Annotated in this window: 20 protein-coding genes; 13 read left to right on the top strand and 7 right to left on the bottom strand. The window is 72.0% G+C overall.

The genetic code is table 11. From position 1 onward, the window contains the following. Window positions 1-54: 54 nt before the first annotated feature. Window positions 55-6,366 (bottom strand): DNRLRE domain-containing protein, encoded by a 6,312-nt coding sequence (locus ACQPYA_RS17045; protein WP_433528071.1) that lies wholly within the window; start codon window positions 6,364-6,366, stop codon window positions 55-57. 322 nt (window positions 6,367-6,688) lie between these two features. Between ACQPYA_RS17045 and ACQPYA_RS17040 the strand changes: the two genes are divergently transcribed. The 8 genes from ACQPYA_RS17040 to ACQPYA_RS17005 all read left to right on the top strand — a co-directional run bounded on the left by ACQPYA_RS17040 (window position 6,689) and on the right by ACQPYA_RS17005 (window position 14,435). Continuing rightward, window positions 6,689-8,050, top strand: coding sequence for an MGH1-like glycoside hydrolase domain-containing protein (locus ACQPYA_RS17040; RefSeq protein WP_433528070.1), 1,362 nt, complete (start codon window positions 6,689-6,691; stop codon window positions 8,048-8,050). A gap of 139 nt (window positions 8,051-8,189) precedes the next feature. After that, window positions 8,190-8,834 (top strand): phosphate signaling complex protein PhoU, encoded by a 645-nt coding sequence (gene phoU, locus ACQPYA_RS17035; protein ID WP_433528069.1) that lies wholly within the window; start codon window positions 8,190-8,192, stop codon window positions 8,832-8,834. Between the two features lie 202 nt (window positions 8,835-9,036). Continuing rightward, window positions 9,037-10,113: a phosphate ABC transporter substrate-binding protein PstS gene (gene pstS, locus ACQPYA_RS17030; RefSeq protein ID WP_433528068.1), complete on the top strand. Its 1,077-nt coding sequence runs from the start codon at window positions 9,037-9,039 to the stop codon at window positions 10,111-10,113. Between the two features lie 86 nt (window positions 10,114-10,199). Beyond that, window positions 10,200-11,189, top strand: a complete 990-nt coding sequence (gene pstC / locus ACQPYA_RS17025; protein WP_433528067.1) for a phosphate ABC transporter permease subunit PstC — start codon at window positions 10,200-10,202, stop codon at window positions 11,187-11,189. Then, the gene (pstA, locus tag ACQPYA_RS17020; protein ID WP_433528066.1) at window positions 11,190-12,104 is read left to right on the top strand and encodes a phosphate ABC transporter permease PstA; all 915 of its coding nucleotides are present in this window, start codon (window positions 11,190-11,192) and stop codon (window positions 12,102-12,104) included. A 1-nt stretch (window position 12,105) separates the two neighbouring features. After that, window positions 12,106-12,969 (top strand): phosphate ABC transporter ATP-binding protein PstB, encoded by an 864-nt coding sequence (gene pstB, locus ACQPYA_RS17015; protein WP_433528065.1) that lies wholly within the window; start codon window positions 12,106-12,108, stop codon window positions 12,967-12,969. Between the two features lie 45 nt (window positions 12,970-13,014). Continuing rightward, complete coding sequence (locus tag ACQPYA_RS17010; protein WP_433528064.1) at window positions 13,015-13,764, top strand: winged helix-turn-helix transcriptional regulator; 750 nt, start codon at window positions 13,015-13,017, stop codon at window positions 13,762-13,764. Then, window positions 13,761-14,435 (top strand): hypothetical protein, encoded by a 675-nt coding sequence (locus ACQPYA_RS17005; RefSeq protein ID WP_433528063.1) that lies wholly within the window; start codon window positions 13,761-13,763, stop codon window positions 14,433-14,435. The genes ACQPYA_RS17010 and ACQPYA_RS17005 overlap by 4 nt, the downstream gene beginning before the upstream one ends. Here ACQPYA_RS17005 and ACQPYA_RS17000 read toward each other — a convergent pair. The 5 genes from ACQPYA_RS17000 to ACQPYA_RS16980 all read right to left on the bottom strand — a co-directional run bounded on the left by ACQPYA_RS17000 (window position 14,337) and on the right by ACQPYA_RS16980 (window position 17,937). Then, window positions 14,337-14,951: a phosphoesterase PA-phosphatase gene (locus ACQPYA_RS17000; RefSeq protein WP_433528062.1), complete on the bottom strand. Its 615-nt coding sequence runs from the start codon at window positions 14,949-14,951 to the stop codon at window positions 14,337-14,339. The genes ACQPYA_RS17005 and ACQPYA_RS17000 overlap by 99 nt on opposite strands. 37 nt (window positions 14,952-14,988) lie before the next feature. After that, window positions 14,989-16,257: an MAB_1171c family putative transporter gene (locus ACQPYA_RS16995; RefSeq protein WP_433528061.1), complete on the bottom strand. Its 1,269-nt coding sequence runs from the start codon at window positions 16,255-16,257 to the stop codon at window positions 14,989-14,991. Then, window positions 16,251-16,790, bottom strand: a complete 540-nt coding sequence (locus ACQPYA_RS16990) for a hypothetical protein (protein WP_433528060.1) — start codon at window positions 16,788-16,790, stop codon at window positions 16,251-16,253. Before ACQPYA_RS16990 ends, ACQPYA_RS16995 begins: the two co-directional genes overlap by 7 nt. A gap of 117 nt (window positions 16,791-16,907) precedes the next feature. Then, window positions 16,908-17,489: a hypothetical protein gene (locus ACQPYA_RS16985; protein WP_433528059.1), complete on the bottom strand. Its 582-nt coding sequence runs from the start codon at window positions 17,487-17,489 to the stop codon at window positions 16,908-16,910. After that, window positions 17,482-17,937 carry a hypothetical protein gene (locus ACQPYA_RS16980; protein ID WP_433528058.1) on the bottom strand — a complete coding sequence of 152 codons (456 nt, stop codon included), beginning with the start codon at window positions 17,935-17,937 and terminating at the stop codon, window positions 17,482-17,484. Before ACQPYA_RS16980 ends, ACQPYA_RS16985 begins: the two co-directional genes overlap by 8 nt. 463 nt (window positions 17,938-18,400) lie before the next feature. On the opposite strand from ACQPYA_RS16980, the gene ACQPYA_RS16975 reads away from it, so the two are divergent. After that, window positions 18,401-18,781, top strand: coding sequence for a DUF2267 domain-containing protein (locus tag ACQPYA_RS16975; RefSeq protein ID WP_433528057.1), 381 nt, complete (start codon window positions 18,401-18,403; stop codon window positions 18,779-18,781). A gap of 96 nt (window positions 18,782-18,877) precedes the next feature. Further along, complete coding sequence (locus ACQPYA_RS16970; protein WP_433528056.1) at window positions 18,878-19,360, top strand: type II toxin-antitoxin system PemK/MazF family toxin; 483 nt, start codon at window positions 18,878-18,880, stop codon at window positions 19,358-19,360. 35 nt (window positions 19,361-19,395) lie between these two features. Here the strand turns inward: ACQPYA_RS16970 and ACQPYA_RS16965 are convergent, their stop codons facing one another. Then, entirely contained in the window at window positions 19,396-20,043 is a 648-nt protein-coding gene (locus ACQPYA_RS16965; protein ID WP_433528055.1) for a GGDEF domain-containing protein, read from the bottom strand. A 261-nt stretch (window positions 20,044-20,304) separates the two neighbouring features. Here ACQPYA_RS16965 and ACQPYA_RS16960 point away from each other — a divergent pair, with 261 nt between their 5' ends. From ACQPYA_RS16960 to ACQPYA_RS16950, 3 genes are all read left to right on the top strand, one after another. Further along, window positions 20,305-20,544: a DUF397 domain-containing protein gene (locus ACQPYA_RS16960; RefSeq protein ID WP_433528054.1), complete on the top strand. Its 240-nt coding sequence runs from the start codon at window positions 20,305-20,307 to the stop codon at window positions 20,542-20,544. A 137-nt stretch (window positions 20,545-20,681) separates the two neighbouring features. Then, window positions 20,682-21,563, top strand: coding sequence for a helix-turn-helix domain-containing protein (locus ACQPYA_RS16955; protein ID WP_433533521.1), 882 nt, complete (start codon window positions 20,682-20,684; stop codon window positions 21,561-21,563). A 135-nt stretch (window positions 21,564-21,698) separates the two neighbouring features. Continuing rightward, window positions 21,699-22,754, top strand: a complete 1,056-nt coding sequence (locus tag ACQPYA_RS16950; RefSeq protein WP_433528053.1) for a LacI family DNA-binding transcriptional regulator — start codon at window positions 21,699-21,701, stop codon at window positions 22,752-22,754. Window position 22,755 lies beyond the last annotated feature (1 nt).

Here is a 22,755-nt window from a genome sequence, read left to right as displayed (position 1 = left end):
GGGTGGGGCCGGGGTCACCCGGAGCCCCACCCCTGCGTCGATCGGGCGGCTGGGTCAGCGGATCCAGCGGGTGCCGAATCTCCAGTGCTGGTTCACCTTGCGCCGGTGCTTGCCGAACTTGGACTCGCGGCGGAATCCGTCGGCCCAGCGCTTCGCCGTCTGGGGAGCGCCCACGGTCCGGATCCGGAGGTAGACGCCGCCGGCGACCACACCCGCGGCGCCCCGGGCCATGTGGCCGATGTAGCCGCCCCTCGTCCGTCGCCTGTTCGCGATCCGGTACTGGGCGGCGCCGCCGAGCGCGCCGATGGCCCCGCCGATCAGCAGGCCGCCGGCCCCGGCGCAGATGCCGGCGGTGGCGGCCACACAGGCGCCGCCGATGATGCCGGCGCCCACGACCGCCGCCCAGCCGTAGAACTTGCGGTGCTTCTTGATGTGGCTGGTGACCTTCCGCTTCACCGCCTTCGCGGTCTTGCTGATCTTCTTGCCGGCCGCCTTGAGCTTCTTCTTGGCCCAGCTCCACTGACCGTTGGTGTCGAATCGGTTCACCGGGTCGCCGTTGGCGTACTCGTAGGCGTTGTTGTTGCCGCCGTAGACCGGGTCGACGGTGAGGAACCGGCCGGTGACCGGGTGGTAGAGGCGTACCCCCATCAGGGTGAGACCGGTCAGGGTCTCGGCGGAGCGTTGCTTGGCGCCCAGCCAGTTGTACCGGGTGGCCGGCTGCCCGGCCCGCGGGTTGCCGTACTCGTCGTTGTCCAGCACGACCGGCGGCCTGGTGGCATCCAGCGGGAGCTGGAGCGCCACGTCGCCGTGGATGTTGGACAGCTGGAGGACGGTGTCGCCGGTCCTGCCGGTGGTCGCGGCGAACTCCCCGCTGGCCGACTCGACGTTGCGGGTCAGCGCGCCGGTGGCCACGTCCTCGACGATCCAGCGGGGGCTGTCGCCGTCGCCGTCGTAGTGGTTGACCTTGGACGAGGTCCGGGTCCAGGTGTCGCCGTCGCCGCTCTCCACCGTCCAGGAGCGGAAGCGGTGGGCGGCGTCGAGCTGCCACGTCTGACGCCGGCCGCCGGCTACCTGCCGGTGGGCGAGGTCGTTGACGTAGTAGCTCAGCACGCTGCCCGGCAGCTCGGTGGTGCGGCCGAACGCGTCGTAGCGGTAGCCGCTGTCGACAAGCCGGTCCGCGCTGTCGTAGCTGTGGCTGACGGTGTCACCCCCGCCGGTGGGGCACCCGCCGGACCCGTCGGTGGCGGTGGTCGACGACGTGCGGTTGGTCCGCCGGTCGAAGACGTAGCTGCGCCGGGTGCAGACGTCGTCGACCGAGTCGTGCACGGTGATCAGGCGGCCGGCCCGGTCGTACCGGTACGACTGTGCCGACCAGCCCACGTGGTGGACGACCTGACCGTGGACGGACTCGGCGACGGTGTCGGCGAGGATGACCTCGCCGTCGCTGTCCCGGGTGTAGACCCGCGACGTGGTGTTGCCGTCGGTGTCCTCGGTGACGGTGAGGGTGTGGCCGCCGGGCAGCTTCTCCGTGGCCACCGACCCGTCGGCGTCGTAGCTGGCGGAGAAGGCGCCGGCGAGCGAGTCGACGCTCCCGGTGACCAGCCCTCTCGGTTCGGCGCTGTGGTCGTAGCTGAAGGTGACCGTGGAGGGCGCGTTGTCGGTGACCTTGACGGTCCGGCCCAGCAGGTCGTACTCGGTGGTCGTGACACCGCCGTCGGCGTCGGTGTAGGAGATCTCCCGACCGAGCCGGTCGAACACCTTGGTGATCGTCCCCGCGGTGGCGGAGACGGTCCGGACCGCGGTCCCGGTCGCCGGGTCGTACTCGGTGGTCGTCGCCGGGACGGCCGGGCCGAGCCCGCCCGCAACCGTCACCGTGAGCGAACGACCGGCGTTGTCGTACGTCGTGGTGGTGGTCCGGGTGGCCCCGTTGGCGGTCTCGGTGACCTTGGCGTCGTTGCCCCACCAGTCGTATTCGGTGGTGGTGGTCGGAAGCTGGGTCGGGTTGGCTCCGCCGCCGGTGACCGCGCCGCCCGGCGCGACCGTGCAGACCAGGTCCGCCCACTCCGGTCGGCCGGCGCACGGGCCGGTGCCGGTGGCCGACCAGTACGTCGTCACCCGGGTCGCGGCGTCGGCGCCGGTCCCGCCGGGCAGGATCTGCTTGGTGGTACGGCCCTGCCCGTCGTACTCGGTGGTGGTGGTCAGAGCCAGGCCGGTCGGATCGACGATCGTCCTGGTGGCCAGCCCCTTCACCCAGTCGTAGCCGGTCCTGGTGACCCGGGTTTCGAGGTGCAGGTGCGGGAAGTCCAGCAGCTGTGCGCCCTCGGTGACCGTGGTGACCTGGTCCTCGACCTTGGCGGTGCCGTCGGTGGGCCGGTCCTCGTCGTACCTGTTGACCGTCCAGCTGCGGGCGACCACCGACTCGTCGGCGGCGAGCAGCACGCCGCCGCCGGAGGTGACATCCGCGGTCAGGGTGACCCGGCGCAGCGGACCGAGGCTCTCCAACTCCTGGGTTCCGGTGGTGTTGAAGACCGAGACGGTCGAGAGCAGCTCCGCCCGTTCGACCGTGGACAGGTCGAGAATGCCCAGGTCCATCAGCACGTCGCGGTCCTGCGCCGAGAGGCCCAGGGCGACGGCCCGGTTCCCCGCGGTCAGTTGGCGGATCGTGTTGCCGAAGTGGTCGTACTGGGTGGCGGAGATGTGCCCGCCGGGCGCGGCGGCGTTGACCTCACGTCCGGAGGCGTCGGCGTAGGTGACGGTGGCCCGCCGGTAGTCCGTCGCGGCGAGCGCGGAGCCGGCGTGACCGGGCGGCGTGACATCGACCGGGAAGACCGCGGTGGCGTCGGTGGGGACGTCGGTCTGTCCCCACGCGGCCACGTCGGCGCGGCCCATGCCGTACGGTGCCGTCGCGCCGGTCAGTGGCACGTCGTAGACGACGCTCGTGGCGGCGACCCCTTCGACCACGTCGGCCGTTCCCCGCTTCAGCCCCGGGCGGGACGCCTTCAGCAGCATGCCGTCGCCGGAGGTGGCGGCCTGACCGGCGTTGCCGTAGGTGAACGTCCAGGGCAGTTCGCCGGGGGGCGTCAGCTGGGTGACCCGGCCCGCGCTGTCGTAGCTGTAGGCGGTCTTCAACGCCGGGCTGATCTGCGGATCCCAGGTCTCCCGCAGCCGGCCGGACGTGTCGTAGGCGTACACCTGGACGGTCCTGGCCGTCGCGGCCGAGGCCCCCGGGGCGGTGGCCCAGGCCCGGATCTCCTTGACCTGCCCGGCGTGGTCACCGAACGCGCCACCGGTGGCCGTGGTGGTGGTCGCGTACGTGAACTCCAGCGCCCGGCAGCCCCTGGTGGACGGCGTCGCGGTGCAGGTCGACGCCGACACCGCCGAGGTCGGTGCGATGATCCGCCTGGGTCGGACCAGCTTCTTGCCGTCCACGGTCACCACTTCGGAAACCACGGTGGTGGTGGAGTTCGCCAGGCCGTCCAGGCTGCTGCTGGCGACCTGCCAGGTGGTGGCCGTGCTGTCCGGTCGGGTGAAGACCGTCACCGTGCCGTCGGTGTCCTTCAGGGTGAAGGAACCGGTGAAGGCGCCGGTGAGGGTGAACTCCTCCGCACCGGGCTCCGGCCTCCAGCCACCGTTGCTGGTGGCGGCGAAGCCCAACTCCTCGCCGTCGACGTCGACCAGCACGAGCGAGGTGGCGGAGGTCTTCTTCAGGTACACCCAGTCGGAGTCGGTGATCTCCGCGGTGGTCCCGGAGGTCCACTCCCGGCCGAAGATCGGCGCCTGGCCCTCCTGCTGCGACCCCGCATCCGGCCGCCGCGAGGACGCCGAACGGGTCACCGACAGCTCGAACAGCGAGACGTCCGACTCCGAGATGCCGTAGTCGCCGGTGAGCAGGTTGACCGACCCGGGGCCGATCTCCTCGTCCGGGGCGGTGCCGGCGTCGCGGTCGACGGTGATGGTGTGGGGCACTGAGTAGCCGGTCCGGGCGCCGTCGGTGAAGGCGGCCCGGACCTCGACGGGACCGTCGTCGGCGAAGGAGTCGGTCACGTTCCAGGTCAGGTCCGGCGCGACGCCGCCGGTGAGCGCGACCGGCCACGCGGTGAGCGGCAGACCGTTCGAGTCCCGGGTCACGCCGCCGAGCGGCACGTTCGTCCAGGTGTCGGTCTCACCGCGGCGGTACTGGTAGGTGACCTGGGTGTAGGTCGGCTTGCCCCGGGCGGCCAGCTTTGTCCGGCGGGCCGGCCGGTCGCCCTCGCCGGGGCTGAGCAGCGCCGCACCGTCGGCACCGACCCCGAAGCTGTAGGCGGTGGTGCCGTCGGAGATGTTGCCGCCCGAGTCGACGGTCCTGGCGTAGAGGGTGTGCCAGCCGTCGGCCGGGTTGATGGTGACGGTGAGCGGTTCGCCGCCGGTTCCCCGGACGGTGTCGTCGATCCGTTTGGGCGTGGTCGGGTCGTTCAACCCCCACAGGTAGCCCTGGCCGTCGGAGGCGGTGGTGCTGAAGGTGCACTCGGCGCCGGCGGCCTGGCGGTCCGCCCAGGTCTCCTTCGGGTAAGCGTCGCAGTCGATCGTCGGCGCCCCGGGCTTGGCGGTGTTCATGGTGAAGTAGACGTAGCTGGACCACGGCCCGTAGTTCGCGCCGTCGTAGCCACGTACCCGGTACCGCAGCCGCTTGCCGGCCGGCAACGGGTTGGCTGCCGGGATGGCCAGGCTGGCCGCCGACCCGGAGGCCACCGCGCCGCTGGTCGCGGTGTACGTGTAGGTCGTGTCGTTGTACGTCGGGTTCGGCGTGACCTCGAACTGGGCCCGCACCGTGCCGCCGTCGGCGTCACTGACCTTGGCGGAGAGCTTCGGCGTCAGCGAGGTGACGTACCGTACGCCGTTGTAGGCGTTGACCTGGGACGGCGAGACGGCCAGGCTGGCCGGCACGGCCGGGTAGGAGCTGTAGGTGACCGTCAGCGAGGGCTCGACGCTCGGGTCGTGTGCGTCCGGGACGTAGTTCGCCGACCGGTAGCGACGCCAGGTGAGCACGTCGGTCTCGGTGACCGCGGCCAGCCGGATGCCGTAGTTGGGCTGTCCGTCCGCCCACGCCTGCACGATCGAGTTGACGTTCCACGACACGTGCCCGGCCGGGCAGGCGGAGCTGTAGCCCTTGGCCGCCTTGCTGGTAACCGCGCCGGTGGCGGTCGTGGCCGGCTGCGCCGACCAGGAGATCGCCGCCGGGTCCCAGTTGGCGGTGATCCGGCGCACCTCCACCCCGGAGCCGGTGGTGGCGCAGGTCGACGAATAGTAGGAGTACAGCCTCAGCTCGGTCGAGACGATTTTCTTACCCGTGTAGTTGGCGGTGTTGAATTTGAGAAACGAACGGGCCTTCTGCACCCCGTCGTACGTGCCGGCCTTCAGTTCGGTCGAGCCGCGCTGGCTGTTCGGGTACGCCGAGTGCTGTATCCAGGTGTCGGTGGTCGGGCCGGTCAGGGTGTTGGTGGGATCCACCGTCACCGGGTAGACCAGGTCGGGGTCGGCGAGGAACCTCTGGCTGGGTCGAAGGACCAGCACCTGCCCCTTGCCGTCCTTGGCCTTCTCCACCGTGGTGTCGATGACGGCGGTGTGCTCGGGATCGGCGGAGCCCGGGTTCGCGGAGGATCCCCACATCAGCGGTGGCGGTGCGGTGGCGACCTCGTTGCCCCTGTGATCCCTCCAGCGCAGCCGCTTGCCGGCCGCCTCCTCCAGGACCAGGTTCTCGCTGGCGACCGGCAGCCGGAACTCGACCGGCCCGGTCGGCCTCTCGCGCAGCACCACGGAGTGCGAGAAGCCCTCCGGAAGCGCGGTCACCACCAGGTCACCGCCGGGGACGGCGTTCGGGTAGGTGGCGACGTTGGCGGCCAACACCGGCTCGGGCAGCCTCCCCGGCCAGTCGACCCCGAGCGTCCTGCCGCCGCGGGTGACCTGCGCGAGGGCGGCTCGGCTGCCGCCGGCGGAGAACGTGATCTCGGCGGCGGCCGCCCGGGGCCGCACCACGCCGTCCACGACGGTCAGCGTCATGTCCAGCGGGTGCCAGGCGCCCTTGTCGTCGCGTACCCGGATTGGGCCGGTGAAGGATTCCACCGTCACCGTGCCGTCCGGATTGGCCCAGCTGCTGGTGTCCCCGGTCCGGGCGTCCAGGATCTCGATCCGGCGCTCCTGGATGCGGGCCATCAGCCTCGCGGACGCCTCGTCCTGGGCCTCCGCCGGTCCTCGGCGGGGGTTCTCCACCGCCGCGGTCGGGGCCGGCGGGGCCGCGGCCCGCGCCGGTGCCGCGACGGCCACCGTGGTCTCGGCCATCAGCACCGTGGCCATGGCGAGGGCGATGGGTACGCGCCATGTGTTCGTCAAATTTCCTCCCGTGTCTGGGCGGTGCCGGGGCAGCGATTCAGACATCCGGGCCGTTGCCCCCGCACCGGCGCGTCGAGTCTGTGGTCTGTCCGGGAGGTTGGGAATCTGCTCCGGGCGCTTCTTGAGCAATACTTGAACTCTTGCCGGCGAATTAGCCACATAGATGTGGCTCATATGTTTCGCCGGGTCGGTCCAGATTGACATGCTTCATGGTCTAAATCCACTGTGGATACTCTGCGGCGCGCAGGTCCCGGGTGGCGAAGCGGTGTTCCGGCCGGCTCCTGGCCTATCCTGGAGCGGCGGCGCTATCGGAAAGTGACTCATGGTGAACTGGACTGCCCGACCGGCGCCGCCCGGCGGTGTCCCGGGCGGCGGCGTGCCCCGGCGTCATGCCGGGCTCTGGCAGTTGGCGGTGAGCACGCTCGACGGCAACTGGGAGCACGACCACACCGTCCCGTCGCGCACCCTGTACCCGCACCAGTGGAGCTGGGACTCCGCCTTCATCGCGATCGGCTGGGCCCACGTCCGCCCCGACCACGCCTGGCAAGAGCTGACCAGCCTGTTCCGGGCCCAGTGGCTCGACGGCCGGGTGCCGCACATCGTCTTCAACCCGGTGGTGCCCGGCGGGGCCTACTTCCCGGGACCCGGGTTCTGGGCCTCGGCGACGGTCGAGGGGACACCCCGGGTGGCCACCTCGGGGCTGGTCCAGCCGCCGGTGCACGCCCTGGCCGCCTGGCACGCGTACCGCCGCGCGCCGTCGGCGGACGGGCGCGCCGCGCTGCGCCGGCTCTACCCGCGGCTGGTCGCGCAGCAGCACTACCTCGCCACCCGCCGCGACGTCGGCGGCGCCGGGTTGGCCAGCATCGTGCACCCGTGGGAATCCGGCCTGGACAACAGCCCCGCCTGGGACGCCCCGCTGGCCGCCGTGCCCGCCGAGGCGGCGGTGCTGCGCGCGTACCGTCGGCGGGACACCGTGCACGCGGCGGCCGCGCACCGCCCCACCGACCTGGACTATGCGCGCTACATCGCGATCGTCACCGCATACCGCGCGGCGGGTTACCGGGACGACGGCCTGGCCGACCGGCATCCCTTCCTGGTGGAGTGTCCGCTGTTCAACGCGGCGATGGGGGCCGCCGAGCACGCGCTCGCCGAGATCGCCGGCGAGATCGGCGCCGATCCGGGCCCGCACCGGGAGCGGGCGGCCCGGATCACCACGGCCGTGGTGGACCGGCTCCACGACCCGACGACCGGCACCTTCCATCCCCGTGACCTGCGCAGCGGCCGGCTGACGCCGGCCCGTACGGTGCTCGGGCTGGCGCCGCTGATCCTGCCCGACCTGCCGGCACGGCAGGTCGAGGCGGTGCTCGTGGAGGCCACCTCGGCCCGGTTCGGCCTCGCCGCCGGGATGGAACGGCCGTTGCCCAGCCACGACCGCACCGCGGCCGACTTCGAGCCGCTGCGCTACTGGCGCGGCCCCAGCTGGATGAACATCAACTGGCTGGTCCGGCACGGCCTGCTCGCGCACGGGCAGACCCGGCTGGCCGCCGGCCTGCGCGCCTCGATGATCGGGCTGGCCGAGACGGCCGGATGCCACGAGTACTTCCACCCGGACACCGGCGCCGGCCTCGGCTCCCCGGCGTTCGGCTGGACGGCGGCGTTGCTGCTCGACGTGCTCGCCGAGTGAGAGCGACCCGCCGCCGGTCGCTCGCACCGCCGGCCGGGCGCGCGGCAGGTAGGTTGCTGGCCAGGACCGGGGGCCGGCCCGCCGGGGCCGGTGCCCCGCTCGCGGGTCGGCACCGGCCCGGATGGACGGAGGAGGCGCGATGGGTCGGGACAGCTACGACGAGCAGCTCGACCGGCTCACCGGTGTGCTGGCCACGATGAGCCGGGACGCCAGCGCGGCGATCCGGGGCGCCAGCGGGGCCCTGCTCGACGTCGACCGGGGCGCGGCCCAGGCGGTGCTGGACGGCGACGCCGTGCTCGACGCCGCACGGTCCGACGTGGAGGCGATGATTCCCCAGGTGCTGGTCCGGCACCAGCCGGTCGCCTCCGACCTGCGCCTGGTGCTCTGCGCGTTGCGGATGGCCGGCGACCTGGAACGGATGGGCGACCTCGCGGTGCACGTCGCGAAGATCGTCCTGATGCGACACCCGGTGGGGGTGGTCCCGGAACCGGCGGTGCCGCTGCTGACCTCGATGGCGGACGCGGCGGCCCGGATCGCCGACAAGACCGCCGTCGTGCTGGCCACCCGCGACCGGTTCGACGCGATGCAACTCGGCCTCGACGACGACGAGGTCGACGCCGCCCAGGAACGCCTGCTGTCGATGCTCGTCTCCGCCTGGCCGTACGGGGTGGAGTCGGCGATCGACCTGGCCCTCGTCGGCCGGTACTACGAGCGGTACGCCGACCACGCGGTGAACGTGGCACGGCAGGTGGTCTACCTGGTGACCGGGACGATCCGCCTCTGAGAGGCACGTCTCACCCGCCCATTCCGGGCATCCGGCGCGCTCGCCTCCGGAACGTCACATCCCGTCGCCCGTCGGCCATCACCGGAGCCGCCAAGTTCATTTTCCGTTCATCTGGCGCCGGGAGTCCGGCTACCTCTGCCTCCTAGCTTGACTCGCGTACGGCCCGGACGGGCTGATGCACCCCGATAGAGAGGCTTACCTGGTGAACCGCAACGTGCTTTCGCGGCGCGTCCTTGCCGGCGTCGCGCTTGCCGCGCTCGCGCTTACCGGCTGTGGTAGCAATGACAACAGCACGGAGCCGGGCGGAAGCGGCGGCGACAGCGCCTACGCGAGCCTGTCCGGCGAGTTGAAGGCGTCCGGCGCGAGCTTCCCCGACGCGTACTACCAAGAGGTCATCGAAGCCTTCAAGGGCGTCGCCTCCAACGTGACGGTCACCTACAACGCGACCGGCTCGGGCACCGGTAAGAAGCAGTTCGGTGAGGGTCTGGTCGACTTCGCCGGCACCGACAGCCTGGTGAAGGAGACCGACGGCGTGGCCGCCGGGTCGTTCCTCTACGTACCGACGGTGGCGGCGCCGATCACGATCTCCTACAACCTGCAGGGCGTCGACAAGCTGCAGCTGAGCCCGGTGACGCTCGCCAAGATCTTCCAGACCGACATCAAGACCTGGGACGACGCCGCCATCAAGGCGGACAACCCGGGCGTGGAGCTGCCGAGCACGCCGATCGTCGTGGCGCACCGTTCGGACGGCTCCGGCACCACGAACAACTTCACCAAGTATCTGACCGCCGCCGCCGGTGACGCCTGGAAGCTCGGCAGCGGTGACACCGTGGCCTGGCCGGCCAGCACCCAGGGCGGCGAGAAGAACACCGGTGTCGCGCAGATCATCAAGCAGACCAACGGCGCCGTGGGCTACGTCGACCTGAGCGACGCGAAGGCCAGCCAGCTGAACTTCGCCGCCATCAAGAACAAGGACGGCCAGTTCGTCGAGCCGTCGCTGGAGGGCACCACCGCCGGCCTGGAGGGCGCCGCGATCGAGGCGGACCTGAGCTACAACCCGCTCGACGCCGCCGGCGCCAGCTCGTACCCGATCACCGCCCCGACCTTCATCATCGTCAAGGCCTCCTACGGCGACGCCGCCAAGGCGGAGCTGGTCAAGGGCTTCCTCAAGTACCTGCTCAACGACGGCCAGGACCTGGCCAAGGAGATCGACTTCGCGCCGCTGCCGGCCTCCCTCAAGGAGAAGGCGCTGGCCCAGGTCGACAAGATCCAGGGCTGATCCGGATCAAGATCGCTAGGGCGTTCCACCTGGGGACGGGATCACTTCGATCCCGTCCCCAGAGGGGTACCTGAGCTGGAGTGAAGATGACCCTAACTACCAAGTCCCCCGACTCCCGGTCGACGCTGGCCCAGCGTGGCGGCAGCGCCCTCGGCGACCGGGTCTTCTCCTGGTGGACGCTCGGCACCGGCGTGCTGGTGCTGGCCATCCTCGGGCTGATCCTGATCACCACCGTCCGGGAGGCCTGGCCCGCCTTTGACGCGATGGGCCTGCGGTTCATCACCGAGCGGATCTGGGACCCGAACCCGGCGACCGGCGACGCCATCTTCGGGGCGCTGTCGTTCGCGTACGGCACCGCCCTCTCGTCGCTGATCGCCCTGCTGTTCGCGGTGCCGGTCTCGATCGGCATCGCGCTGTTCCTCACCGAGTTGGCGCCGCGCCGGCTGCGCGGCCCCGCGGTGACCGTGATCGACCTGCTGGCCGCCGTCCCGTCGGTGGTCTTCGGCCTCTGGGGCATCCTGGTCGTCGCCCCCGCCCTGGTCCCGGTCTACCAGTGGTTCCACGACGTCTTCGGCGGCATCCCGGTGCTCGGCAACCTCTTCGGCCCGGTCAGCAGCGGGCGCAACTTCATGACCGCCGGCATCATTCTGGCGATCATGGTGACGCCCATCATCACCTCGATCAGCCGCGAGGTGTTCAGCACCGTGCCGCGCGCCGACAAGGACGCCGCCCTGGCGCTCGGCGCGACCCGCTGGGAGATGATCCGCGGCGCGGTCTTCCCGCACAGCTTCGGCGGCATCGTCGGCGCGGTGATGCTCGGCCTCGGCCGGGCGATGGGCGAGACGATCGCGGTGGCTCTCGTCATCGGCGGCTCGACGAACATCACGGCGAACCTGTTCGCGCCCGGCAACACGATGGCCGCGGTCATCGTGCAGCAGTTCGGCGAGTCCACCGGCACCTACACGGCCGCGCTGATCGGCCTCGGCGTGGTGCTGTTCGCGATGACGGTACTGATCAACGTGCTCGCCCAGGTGATCGTCCGCCGGGCCGAGGCGCGGATGAAGGGAAGCAGGTAAATGACCGTCACCGCACCACCCGCCACCCGCGCCGGAGCCGGCGGTCCCGACCTGACCCGGGCGGCCCTGTCCGGCCGCCGCCGGTTCAGCAACCACCTCGCCACGGCCGCCATCTGGGCCGCCGTGCTGTTCGCCGTCGTCCCGCTCGCCCTGGTGACCTACGAGGTCGTCATCAAGGGCGCCGGGATGATGAGCCTGAGCTTCCTGACCGACGACATCCCCAACTCGTACCGACGGGACGGCGGCGGCATGGCGCCGGCGATCGTCGGCACGCTGCTCATCACCGGGATGGCCGCGCTGATGGCGATCCCGCTGGGTGTCTTCGGCGCCATCTACCTCAACGAGTACGGCAGGCAGTCGCCGCTGGCCCGGCTGATCCGGCTGATGGCCGACGTGATGACCGGCGTGCCCTCCATCGTGATGGGCGTCTTCATCTACATCTCCTGGGTGCTGCTCGTCGGCCAGCAGACCGGCTTCGCCGGCGCGCTGGCGCTGGCCTGCCTGATGCTGCCGGTGGTGATCCGCAGCAGCGAGGAGATGCTCCGGCTGGTCCCCGACGAGCTGCGGCAGGCGAGCATGGCGCTCGGCGCCCGCAAGTGGAAGACCACGCTGACCGTGGTGCTGCCGGCGGCGATCTCCGGCATCACCAGTGGCTCGCTGCTGGCCGTCGCCCGTGCGGCCGGCGAGACCGCCCCGATCGTCATCGTCACGGGCATCGTGTTCGCGCCCAACTCGAACCTCTTCGACGGCTTCAACACGGCGCTGCCCGCGCAGATCTTCCGCAACGCCAGCCAACCCTTCGAGGCCGCCCAGGATCGCGCCTGGGGCGCGGCCCTGACGCTCATCGTGATCGTGCTCGGCTTCACGATCATCGCTCGACTCATCGCAAGCCGGTTCGCCATCAAGGAGCGCTGACATGGCCCGAAACGACTCCGACCTGACCACCCGACCGTCCGTGTCGGTCCACGCCCCCGGCACCACCGCGCCCGGCGTCGTGCCGTCCACCGCACCGGTGATGCAGCTGAACGACGTCAGCGTCTACTACGGCAGCTACGAGGCCGTCCGGGGCACCTCCATGCCGGTCCAGCAGAACCAGGTCACGGCCATGATCGGGCCGTCGGGCTGCGGCAAGTCCACGGTGCTGCGCGCGCTGAACCGGATGAACGACCCGATCCCCGGGGCCCGGGTCAGCGGCGAGGTGCTCTTCCACGGCCAGGACCTGTACGCCAAGGACGTCGACCCGATCCAGGTCCGCCGGCGGATCGGGATGGTGTTCCAGAAGCCGAACCCGTTCCCCAAGTCCATCTTCGACAACGTCGCGTACGGGCTGCGGATCAACGGCATCAAGGGCCGGCTCGACGACCACGTCGAGGAGGCGCTGACCAAGGCCGCGCTCTGGGACGAGGTGAAGGACAAGCTCCGCAAGAGCGCCCTGGCGCTCTCCGGCGGTCAGCAGCAGCGGCTCTGCATCGCCCGGACGATCGCGGTCAAGCCCGAGGTCATCCTCATGGACGAGCCCTGCTCGGCGCTCGACCCGATCGCCACCGCGAAGATCGAAGATCTGATGTTCGAGCTGACCAGCGACTACACGATCGTGATCGTCACGCACAACATGCAGCAGGCCGCCCGGGTCAGCCACTACACCGCGTTCTTCACCGCCGAGGTGGACGCCAAGCAGGTGCGGCACGGCCGGCTGGTCGAGTTCAGCCAGACCGGCAAGCTCTTCACCAACCCCGCCGACAAGCGTACGGAGGACTACATCACCGGTCGCTTCGGCTGAGGCCGACCGCACCTGAACCTGAACCTGAACCGGAGCCGGTATGTGATGAACAACCTCGTCGAGGCCGCCAGGGGTGACCATCGATCCGACGGGCGTTTCGTGCTGCTCGTGGTGGACGACGACGAGAGCGTCGGCGCCGCGCTGGTCGCCCAGCTGGCCGACCACCGGGTACGCGGACACCACTACCCGCACGCCGCCGAGGCGCTGCTGGCCGCGGGCGCCCTCCAGCCGGACGCCGCGGTCGTCGCCGCCGGGCTGGCCACCATGAGCAGCACGGAGCTGGTGCGGCTGCTGGCCCGCCGGGCCGGCATCCCGACCGTGGCCGGGGTGGGCGACGACGACGGAGGGGTCGCCGTGGCCGCGCTCAAGGCCGGCGCGACGGCCTGCGTCCGGCGCCCGTACCGGGCCGAGGAGGTGCTGCCCATCCTGCGGGCGATCCGTCCGGAGACGGCCAGCGCGCTCGACCCGCCGATCGAACTCGGCGGCCTGCGGGTGGACCCGGCGACCTTCGAGGTGCGCCTGGACGGGCGGGCGGTGGCCCTGCCGATGAAGGAGTTCCGGCTCCTCTACTTCTTCATGAGCCACGCCGAGCGGACCGTCACCCGGGAGCAGCTGCTCGCCGCCGTCTGGGGCGGGGTCTCCGACGAGACCTCCAACACCCTGACCGTGCACATCAAGCGGCTGCGCCGGCGGCTCGCGCTGGACGGGAACCAGGCGCCGATGATCGTGACCGTCCGCGGCCTGGGGTACCGGTTCGTGCCCGCGCCGGCCGCCGCCTCGCCGACGACCTCGTGAAGCTGCTGCCGGGCGAGCCGCCGTACCCGCCCGCGGTGGTGGGCGGCTCCCCGGGCGCCACCCCGGAGGGCATGGTCCTGGTGGCGGTGCCGCTGGCGTACATCCCGCACGTGGCCCGCCTGCTGGCCGACCTCGACGCCCGGCAGCGGGTCACGCCGGCGCCCCGCCGTCGCGCAGAGCCGGAGCGCAGCGAGCCGACGACGGACTGGACGGTGGACGATCTGCGTCGGCTCGGCCAGGGGCGCAGCGCCACCCACCGGACGGTGGCGGCGGTGCTCGACGCGCTCGCGGCGGAGCCGGACCGGCTGTTCACCGTGCGGGATCTGGCCCAGGCCACCGGGCGGCCCCGAAAGAAGATCATCGGGGCGATGGCGGGGCTGACCCGGCTGCTGAAGGCGCACTACGACTACGCGGGCCGGGGGCTGCCGTTCGCCCGGGTGACCGGACGGCCGGAGGCGCCGCGGGAACTCTGCTACACCGTGGACGCCCGTCGGGCGGCCCGCTGGCGGGAGGCCCGCCGGGCGCGGGCGGCCGAGGAGCGGGCCCCGGACGATGGAACCGCGGTGGCCGGCTCAGCCGAGCAGCACGAAGATCGGGGCGGCGACGAGCGCGCCGACCGTCGCGCCGGCGAGCACCTGGCCGAGGGTGTGGTCGCCCAGCCGGACCCGTGACCAGCCCACCAGCGCGACCAGGGCCACCAGCGGGGCCGCCACCAGGCCGAACAGGATGATCAGCACGGCCACCGAACCGGCGCTCACCGCTGCGTGAGCGCTCAACTTCCAGACCTGGTTCACCACGGTGACGGCGGCCCCGACGGCAAACATCACCACCACCATGGCCACCAGCGGGCCGGGCGCGCCGAGCAGCATCAGCGCCGCCAGGCCGACCAGCACGGAGACCAGACCGTAGACCAGGGGCCGGCGGCGCTGGCTGCGTTCGCCGATGTGGTGGTCGGTCAGCTGGCCCCGCCGTACGCCCAGCCAGATGATCCCGTACGGGACGGCGGAGCAGAACAGCACGGCCAGCGCGGCCCAGCCGAGCCCGACCGCGACGGCCGGCGCGGTGCTCTGCACGGCGACCACCAAGGGCATGACGGCGGCCAACACCGCGGGCGCGAACACCTCGGTGACGGCCCGGGCCAGCCGGTCGGTGGCGGGGCGGGTGGTCGGGTCGACGGCGGTGGGCACAGATCTACCTTTCGACGGCGCGGGCAGGCGGGCGGGTCTACCGTTCGGCGGTTTGGGCCGGGGCGGTTCCGGGGCGCGGACCGGACTCCGCGACGATCATCGTGACCAGGGGTGTCGACATCGCCCCGGCGACCCGGGCCAGCCAGGTCACCTGGTCGGCCGCGCCGAGATCGGCGCCGGGGCCGGGGAACGGGTCCGGTCGCTGCCCGGCCCCGTCGGCGGCGGGCAGACCGTCCCGCCGGGCCCGCAGCGCCGCGCCGATCACGGCCGCCTCGACGACGGCCGCCTGCTGCTGCCCCGCCAGGCCGTGCTGCCGGGCCAGCTGCTCGGCCTGCGCGGCGACCGCGTCGGACATCCACGGGCGCAGGCTCGCGTACCCGTCGAGGATCTCGACGGTGATCCTGACCCGGCGCAGCGAGGCGTCGCGGGCGACGGCGAGCGCCCCGCGCAACCCGGTCGCCGGGGGGAGCAGCGCGATCTGCGGCACCACCTCGTGGATGCGCCGCCACAGCGGGTGCAGGCGGTGGTAGTCGCGCAGCGCCCCTGCCCACTCCCACAGCCGGTCCAGCCCCACCATCGGCCCCCAGGATCCGATGGTGGAGCCGATCAGCACCAGCAGGATCGAGATGGTGAAGCTGAGCACCACCACCCCGTCCACGGCGAGGCCCCACTCGGGCCGCAGGATGCCCACGGCGACCGCGGCCAGCTTGGCCGACACGTAGGCCAGCCCCCAGAGCGAGCCGACCACGATGAGCCAGAGCCCGAAGCGCAGCAACGGCCGGTGGGCGATCCGGGCGTACCGGCTGGCCAGGATCACCACCTGCACCAGTGACCAGCCCAGGTAGGCCAGGTAGACGTAGAGGAACGGCGCGTAGAAGGGCTCGCCGTAGTACTCGCCGTCGCGTACCCGGGGATCGGAGAGCCCGGCCGCGGGCGGTGTCACCGCGAACAGGGCGACCATCGTCGCCACGGTGACGGCCAGGGCCACGCTCCGGCGCCGTACGCTCCGGCGGGTCCCGGCGTCGTCGCTGGTCATGTAGAGCAGGAAGGCCTGCGCGGCGGTGGTGCACAGCAGGGTGAGGCAGTTGGAGATCAGCCGGGCGGCGTCCAGCACGCCGAGGAACTGGTCGATCATCGGCATGAACGGCTGGATCGTCATCGACACGGTGATCGTCAGCAGGGCCAGGCAGAGCACCCGCAGCGACAGGTTGCCCCGGTCCCGGGCCAGGTCGCGCAGCTTGTACAGGCTCAGGCCCCAGCAGACCAGGAGCACCACGATCATCGCGCCGCGGACGACACTCACCACCGTGGGGCCCGCCCCTCCAGCGTCGCGATCAGTCGCGCGGAGAGCTCGGGATCCGCCGGCTCCGTGGCCGGGATCTCCGACCAGGACTCCGCCCGCTGCACGACGATGGTCCCGAAGAGCTCGGCGCGGCGTTCGATCGGCTCGTCGTACGCGCTGCGGGCCAGCATCACCCGCGGCACGGTCGGGTCCACCGACGGCATGAGCATGGCGGTGAGGTGTTCGAGGTCGCCGGGCACGGAGGCGTCGTCGAACATCATGTGGCCGTACTCGTGGCCGATGATCAGGCTCTGTCGCACCGTGCTGGCGTCGGCGTCGTAGAAGACGTAGTCGGCGAATTCGCCGGCCACCCAGAGGCCGTGTGGGGCCAGTGCCGGTAGGTGGCGGGGGATGAGGTGCACCGACCGTTCCCGGTGCCGCTCGACCCGTTCGTGTAGCTGGGCGAAGGTGAAGGTGGCGGGCAGCCTGAGCGCGGCCAGCAACCGCATCGACTGATCCCGCAGGTCACTCAGGCTGTCACCGCTATGACGTCGCATCACTTCCCCCTCGGACGCTCCGGCGGCCCGCCAGCTGTCGCGGCGACCGGAAGCAACGTCCGAGAGTGGCGGACCTGACACGATTCGTCAACAGCGTGATCCCGGTGTCGGTGACGCTCAGCGGGCGGTCGGCCGACCCTCCAGAGTGGCGGAGAGCCGGGCCAGGACGGCCTCCGGGGCCGGTGGCGGGTCACCGGCCCGCCGGCCGGCCAACTGCTGCACCCGGGTGGCGAAAACCTCGGCCTGCCACTCCTCGTCGAGCGTGTGGACCACGCGCCGGAGCGCGCCGGGCGCCGGAGCGAGACCGGCGTCGGCGGCGGAACCTCCCACGTGACCGAAGAGCATGTGACCGATGCCGTGCAGCACGAGGTGGTCGCGGTGCAGCCGGGAACGGGGCGAGCTGACCAGGATGTGGTCGGCGCGGGTGCCGCGACACCACACGGCCCGGGCCTCGGCGCGCCGGGTCCGCACGGCCCGTACCACCAGCGGTCGTCCGCGCTGGCGGGCCAACTCGGCGACGAAGTCGGCCAGGGCGAAGGGGCGCGGCACGACCAGGCCGTGGAGCAGATGGTCGCAGCGGCGTACCTGGTGGGCGTACCGGGGGGTGGTGGCGTCCTCCCGCCGCCACCACCGGGCGAGGCGTACGCAGCCCGGGGCGGCCCGGGGTGCCACGCGGCGGGCCGGCTCGGTCTCAGCCACCGCTGGCGGGCCGTTCGCCTGCGTCGCGCCGGCTGCGGGCGGCGGCCTCCAGGCGTTGCACCTGCTCGATCATCGCCACCACGGCCGCGTGCCCCTCCGGCGACAGGCGGGCGTCGACCAGTCGCATCGCCACCTGCTCGATGTGCGGATCGGCCAGCGCGTGGACCAGGAAGTGTGGATCCGGGCCGGCGGGCCGGCCGGTGAAGAAGGCGGGGGGCCGGCCGAAGAAGGCGGCGATGGCCTCCACCACCGACCGCCGGGGATCCGGCGACCGCCCCTGCCGGAGGTTGCTCAGGTGGGTGTGGGAGATCCGGCACCCCCGCCGGGTCAGTTCGCCGGCCACGTGTCGGACGCTGTACGGCTTGCCGGTCGAGTCCCGGGTGGTGCGGAACAGCCAGTCGAGGCGCTCGGCGAAGGTCTCGCCGGGTCGGTCGGGGGCCTCAGGCATGGGGACTCCTCGCGCAGCGGAACACCAGATTTACACGAGGGCTCGATCTGGAATCAAGCGTTGACAAGAGTCCTAACTGTACGCGTACGATAATGATCACTCTGGCAACCCGCGTGCCCGGATCGGTCGATCCTGGCACGGCTGGCTGCCAGTGCGGTCTTCCGCCGCGCGGGCACGTGGTGTGGAACGGGGGCGCGACGTGCGGGCGCGAGCCGGCGTACGCCGGTCGGAAGACCTCGGGGCGATCTCCTTGCCCGCCGGTGTGGAGCCCTCGGCTTCGCCCGGTCGGCATCGGGCCCGTTCCGGGCGCGCGGCGTGCCGACCAACTCGGCGCGCCGCGCGCTCCTCGTTTGCCGGAAACTTGTCTCTCCTGCGGTCGTGGCCGGCCCGGGCCCGCGTGGTGCGCCGGTTTACCGGTGACGGGCCGGGGTAACCAGCGCGGCGCTGACGACGGGAGGACGCCGTGCGGTTTCCGCTTTTCGTCGACGCGGTGTCGCGCCGCTCCGGCCTGCCGCCCGACCAGGCCGCCACCGTCGCGCGCGCGGTGTTGCAGACCGTGGTGGAGCGGATGGCCAGCGATCCGACGACCGACCCGACCGGCTACCTGCCGGCCGAGTTGAGCGACGCCCCGGACACCGGGTCGTCGCCCGCGGACTTCCTGTATCAGGTGGGCCGGCGGGCCGGGGTGGACCAGCAGACGGCGGGCGCCGGCGCGGCAGCAGTCTTCGCGACGCTGCGCGAGGCGGTCACCGTCGGCGAGTTCCGGGAGATGGTCGCCCGGCTGCCCACCGCCGCCGACGGCATGATCGACCCGAACGCCGGCCCGGGTGAGCCCCGGCCGTAGCGCGCGACGGCGGAACCACCCCGCGGCGCGGGGAGAACCCGGACGCCCGGCGTCCCCGCCGACGCCGGGACCGGCGGCAGCGGATAGGCTGCCGCCGTGGCAGGTCTGTTGAGGAGTATGGCGGCCCGCGTCGGCGCGGCGATCCCGACCCCCCGGCGTGCCGGGCCGACCCCGGCCAGGGTCGCGCGGACCCGCCAGGTCACCGCGTTGCAGCGCCGCGAGCTGTCGTACGCCCCGGAGCCCGACGGGCAGGCCGACCCGGGCGAGATCGTCTGGACCTGGGTGTCCTACGAGGACGACCCCCGGCAGGGCAAGGACCGGCCGGTGCTGGTGGTGGGCCGGCACAGCCGGACGCTGTTCGGGCTGATGCTCTCCAGCCAGCGGGACCGCGATGGTGAGCGGCACTGGCTCGCCCTCGGCCCCGGCGAGTGGGACCGGGAGAACCGGCCCAGCTGGGTGCGGCTGGACCGGGTGCTGACCATGCGGGAGGACGGCATCCGGCGCGAGGGCGCGGTGCTGGACCGGGCCCGGTTCGACCGGGTCGGCCAGGCGTTGCGCGCCGGCTACGGCTGGCACTGACACCGGCGCCGCGGTAGCTCTGCCGCGGGTGAGGGTCAGCATTCGGCGAGGTGCGCGGTGCCGCGCAGCTCCCGGCCCGGCCGGGACGTCCCGAGCCCCTTGGCCTGGTACATCGCCGCGTCGGCGCGGTCGAGCGCCTCGGTGAGCTGGGTCCCGTGCACCGGCGCCAGCCCGACCGAGGCGGTCACCTGGAGAGTGAGCGGGCCCATCGGGATGGGTGCGGCGAGCATGTCGCAGAGCCGCCGGGTGGCGTGCTCGATCCACCGTCGATCGACGGTCGGGCTGGCCAGCAGCCCGGCGAACTCGTCGCCGCCGAGCCGGGCCACCAGGTTGTCGCCGGCGAAGGTGGCCAGCCGCTCGGCGACGCTGATCAGCACCTTGTCGCCGGCGGCGTGCCCGTACCGGTCGTTGATCATCTTGAAGTCGTCGAGGTCCAGCACCACCGCGATCAGTGGGCGGCCGGCGCTGTCGGTGAGCAGCGTGGCGGCGAGGCGGTAGAAGGCGCGTCGGTTGGGCAGGCCGGTCAGCGGGTCATGGCTGGCGGCGTGTCGTTCGGCGGTGAGCTCGGCCTGGAGGCGGCCGATCTCGGCCTCGGCGCGCACCGCGCGGCGGCCCAACTGCCAGGAGGAGAGCAGGGCGCCCATGGCGCAGATGCCGGACGCGACGGTCAGCGGATCCGGCACGCTCTCTCCCCTCGCTGCGACGCGCGTCCCAGCGCCGGCGGACGGGCGCTGGCGGACACCTCGTTTCCCCTGGTGGCGGCCAGGTTCGCGTAACAGAATGTGAGCGGCTCAGCACCGCGCACATGCGTTATCATGCTCGCTGTCCATTGCAGATGCAATAGCAGATGCACGTGCATGTGCAGGATGATTTAGTTGACTTCGCCCCTCGTGCCGCTACCGCTCCTCCCACGGCGCCGGCGCCTCCCGGAGAGAACAGGCCCCATGCAGCAGCCGCCCAACGGTGTACCCGTCCACCAGTTGCCTCCCCTTGCCTGGCAGAAGAGCCGGCGCAGCAATCCCAGTGGAAACTGCGTCGAACTGGCGGAGTTGCCCGGGGGAGCGGGGATCGCGATGCGCAACTCCCGGCACCCCGAGGGCCCGGCGCTGATCTACACCGTGGACGAGATCACCGCGTTCGTGCTCGGTGCCCGGGACGGCGACTTCGATCATCTGATCGGCTGACCTGCCATCCCATTGATGGGATTCGCCACGCCCGGGACGGAGGTTCACCTCACTGAAGGTTCATGGCATGCTTACACGTCGGCCGCGCCGGTCCACCGGTTCGGTCGCTGACGGCATGCGGAGGGCGGCAGGTGACCATGGTTTCCGCCGAGGAGGGCCCGGCGGCGGGCCCTACCGTGCTGCGGATGATGCTTGGTGCCCAGCTGCGCCGGCTGCGGGAGTCGCGTGGGGTGACCCGGGAGAGCGCCGGCTGGGAGATCCGTTCCTCCGAATCGAAGATCAGCCGGATGGAGCTGGGGCGGGTCGGGTTCAAGGAGCGCGACGTCGCCGATCTGCTCACCCTCTACGGCGTCACTGCCGACCAGGAGCGTATGGCCCTGCTCAAGCTGGCCCGGGACGCGAACAATCCGGGCTGGTGGCACCGCTACGGCGACGTGCTCCCACCGTGGTTCCAGTCGTACCTCGGCCTGGAGGCCGCGGCGGCGCTCATCCGTAGCTACGAGGTCCAGTTCGTCCCGGGCCTGTTGCAGACCCGCGAGTACGCCCGAGCCGTGGTGCTGCTCGGTCACGGCCGGGCCGGGCCGGAGGAGATCGACCGCCGGGTGGACCTGCGCATGCGCCGCCAGGAGGTGTTGCGCCGACCGCGCCCGTCGCGGCTGTGGGCGGTCGTCGACGAGGCGGCGCTGCGCCGGCCGATCGGCGGGCCCCGGGTGATGCGCGGTCAACTGGAGTCGTTGCTTGAGGCCACCCGGACGCCGAACGTCCGGTTGCAGGTCATCCCGTTCGCCGCCGGTGGGCACGCCGCCGCCGGTGGCGCCTTCACCATCCTGCGCTTCGGCGACAAGGATCTGCCCGACATCGTCTACATCGAGCAGTTGACCAGCGCGATCTACCTGGACAAGCGGGACGACCTCGACTACTACGCGGTGGCGATGGAGCAGCTCTGCGTCGAGGCCGAGCCGCCCGAGCGTACGCCGGAGATCCTCGAACGGATGATCGTCGAGCTCGATTCCCGGTGACCGGCCGGCGGGGCTGACGCGTGCGGGCGGAGCCCGCGCGCGGGCCCGGAAGTCATGGGCATTGACACCCTCAGGGCCGTGCGGCTAATCTCTGGATCGATCCAGACTGAATCGATCCAGAACGGGGAGGGGCCGGTGAAGCCGACTCTGCGGGCCGTCGCCGAGGCCGTCGGTGTCTCGCGCAGCACCGTCTCCAACGCCTACGGCCGCCCCGACCAGCTCTCCGCAGAGCTGCGGCAGCGCATTCTCGACACCGCGCGGCAGATGGGCTATCCGGGACCGGATCCGACCGCTCGCTCGCTGCGGCGCGGCTTCGTCGGCGCCATCGGGGTGCTGTTCACCTCGCGGCTGTCGTACGCCTTCACCGACCCCTTCGCGGTGCAGTTCCTCACCGGGGTCGCCGAGGCGGCCGAGCGGCACGACAGCAACCTGTTGCTGGTGCCGTTGCCCGCCGACCTGGCCGGCGCGCGCAAGGCGGTGGAGAACGCCGCCGTCGACGGCTTCTGCGTCTACTGCGCAGGCGAGGAGGAGGGGATCATCGACACGATCCGCGGCCGGGGGCTGCCGTTCGTCACCACCTCCTCGCGTCCTGCCGAGGGTGACCGATGGGTCGGCATCGACGAGCGGGCCGCGGCCCGCTCGGCCGCCGAGCACCTGGTCGAGCTCGGCCATCGGCGGGTCGCCCTGCTCGCCGACGACGTGTTGTGCGACGGCACCGTCGGGCGACCGCGGGTGGCCGCCGTGACCGACGTGCCGCATCCCACCACCCGTGACCGCCTCGCCGGCTTCGCCGATGCCTTCGCGGCGGCCGGTGTCGCCTGGTCCGAGCTGACGGTGCTCTCCGCCGCCGACAACACCCGGGCCTCCGGTGCCGCGGCCATCCGTGCGCTGGACGTCGGCCCCGAGCGGTGCACCGCGCTGCTCGCCTGCTCCGACGTCCTTGCCCTGGGCGCGCTCGACGCGTTGCGCGCCAGCGGCGAGGAGGACCGGAGCGTGTCGGTGACCGGTTTCGACGACATTCCCGAGGCCGCGTCGGCCGGCCTGACCACCGTCCGGCAACCCGGCGAGGCGAAGGGACGCACCGCCGCCGATCTCCTGTTCGATCCGCCCACGGACGTCTCGGCGGGTCAGATCCTGCTACCCACCACGCTCGTCGTCCGGAGCAGCTCCGGACCCGTCCTGAGGAGTTGAC

This window comes from Micromonospora sp. CA-263727 (assembly GCF_050942455.1).
GTDB lineage: Bacteria > Actinomycetota > Actinomycetes > Mycobacteriales > Micromonosporaceae > Micromonospora.
The sequence above is the reverse complement of the archived record's forward strand: the minus strand, read 5'-3'. Positions and strand labels throughout refer to the sequence as shown.

Bases quoted from the DNA above. Each gene is read 5' to 3' on its own strand.
- ACQPYA_RS16990 (WP_433528060.1), bottom strand. From the start codon at position 16,790: ATGCGACGTCATAGCGGTGACAGCCTGAGTGACCTGCGGGATCAGTCG.
- ACQPYA_RS17010 (WP_433528064.1), top strand. From the start codon at position 13,015: ATGAACAACCTCGTCGAGGCCGCCAGGGGTGACCATCGATCCGACGGG.
- ACQPYA_RS16960 (WP_433528054.1), top strand. From the start codon at position 20,305: ATGCAGCAGCCGCCCAACGGTGTACCCGTCCACCAGTTGCCTCCCCTT.
- pstA (WP_433528066.1), top strand. From the start codon at position 11,190: ATGACCGTCACCGCACCACCCGCCACCCGCGCCGGAGCCGGCGGTCCC.
- ACQPYA_RS16980 (WP_433528058.1), bottom strand. From the start codon at position 17,937: ATGCCTGAGGCCCCCGACCGACCCGGCGAGACCTTCGCCGAGCGCCTC.
- pstC (WP_433528067.1), top strand. From the start codon at position 10,200: ATGACCCTAACTACCAAGTCCCCCGACTCCCGGTCGACGCTGGCCCAG.
- ACQPYA_RS16955 (WP_433533521.1), top strand. From the start codon at position 20,682: ATGGTTTCCGCCGAGGAGGGCCCGGCGGCGGGCCCTACCGTGCTGCGG.
- phoU (WP_433528069.1), top strand. From the start codon at position 8,190: ATGGGTCGGGACAGCTACGACGAGCAGCTCGACCGGCTCACCGGTGTG.
- pstB (WP_433528065.1), top strand. From the start codon at position 12,106: ATGGCCCGAAACGACTCCGACCTGACCACCCGACCGTCCGTGTCGGTC.
- ACQPYA_RS17040 (WP_433528070.1), top strand. From the start codon at position 6,689: ATGGTGAACTGGACTGCCCGACCGGCGCCGCCCGGCGGTGTCCCGGGC.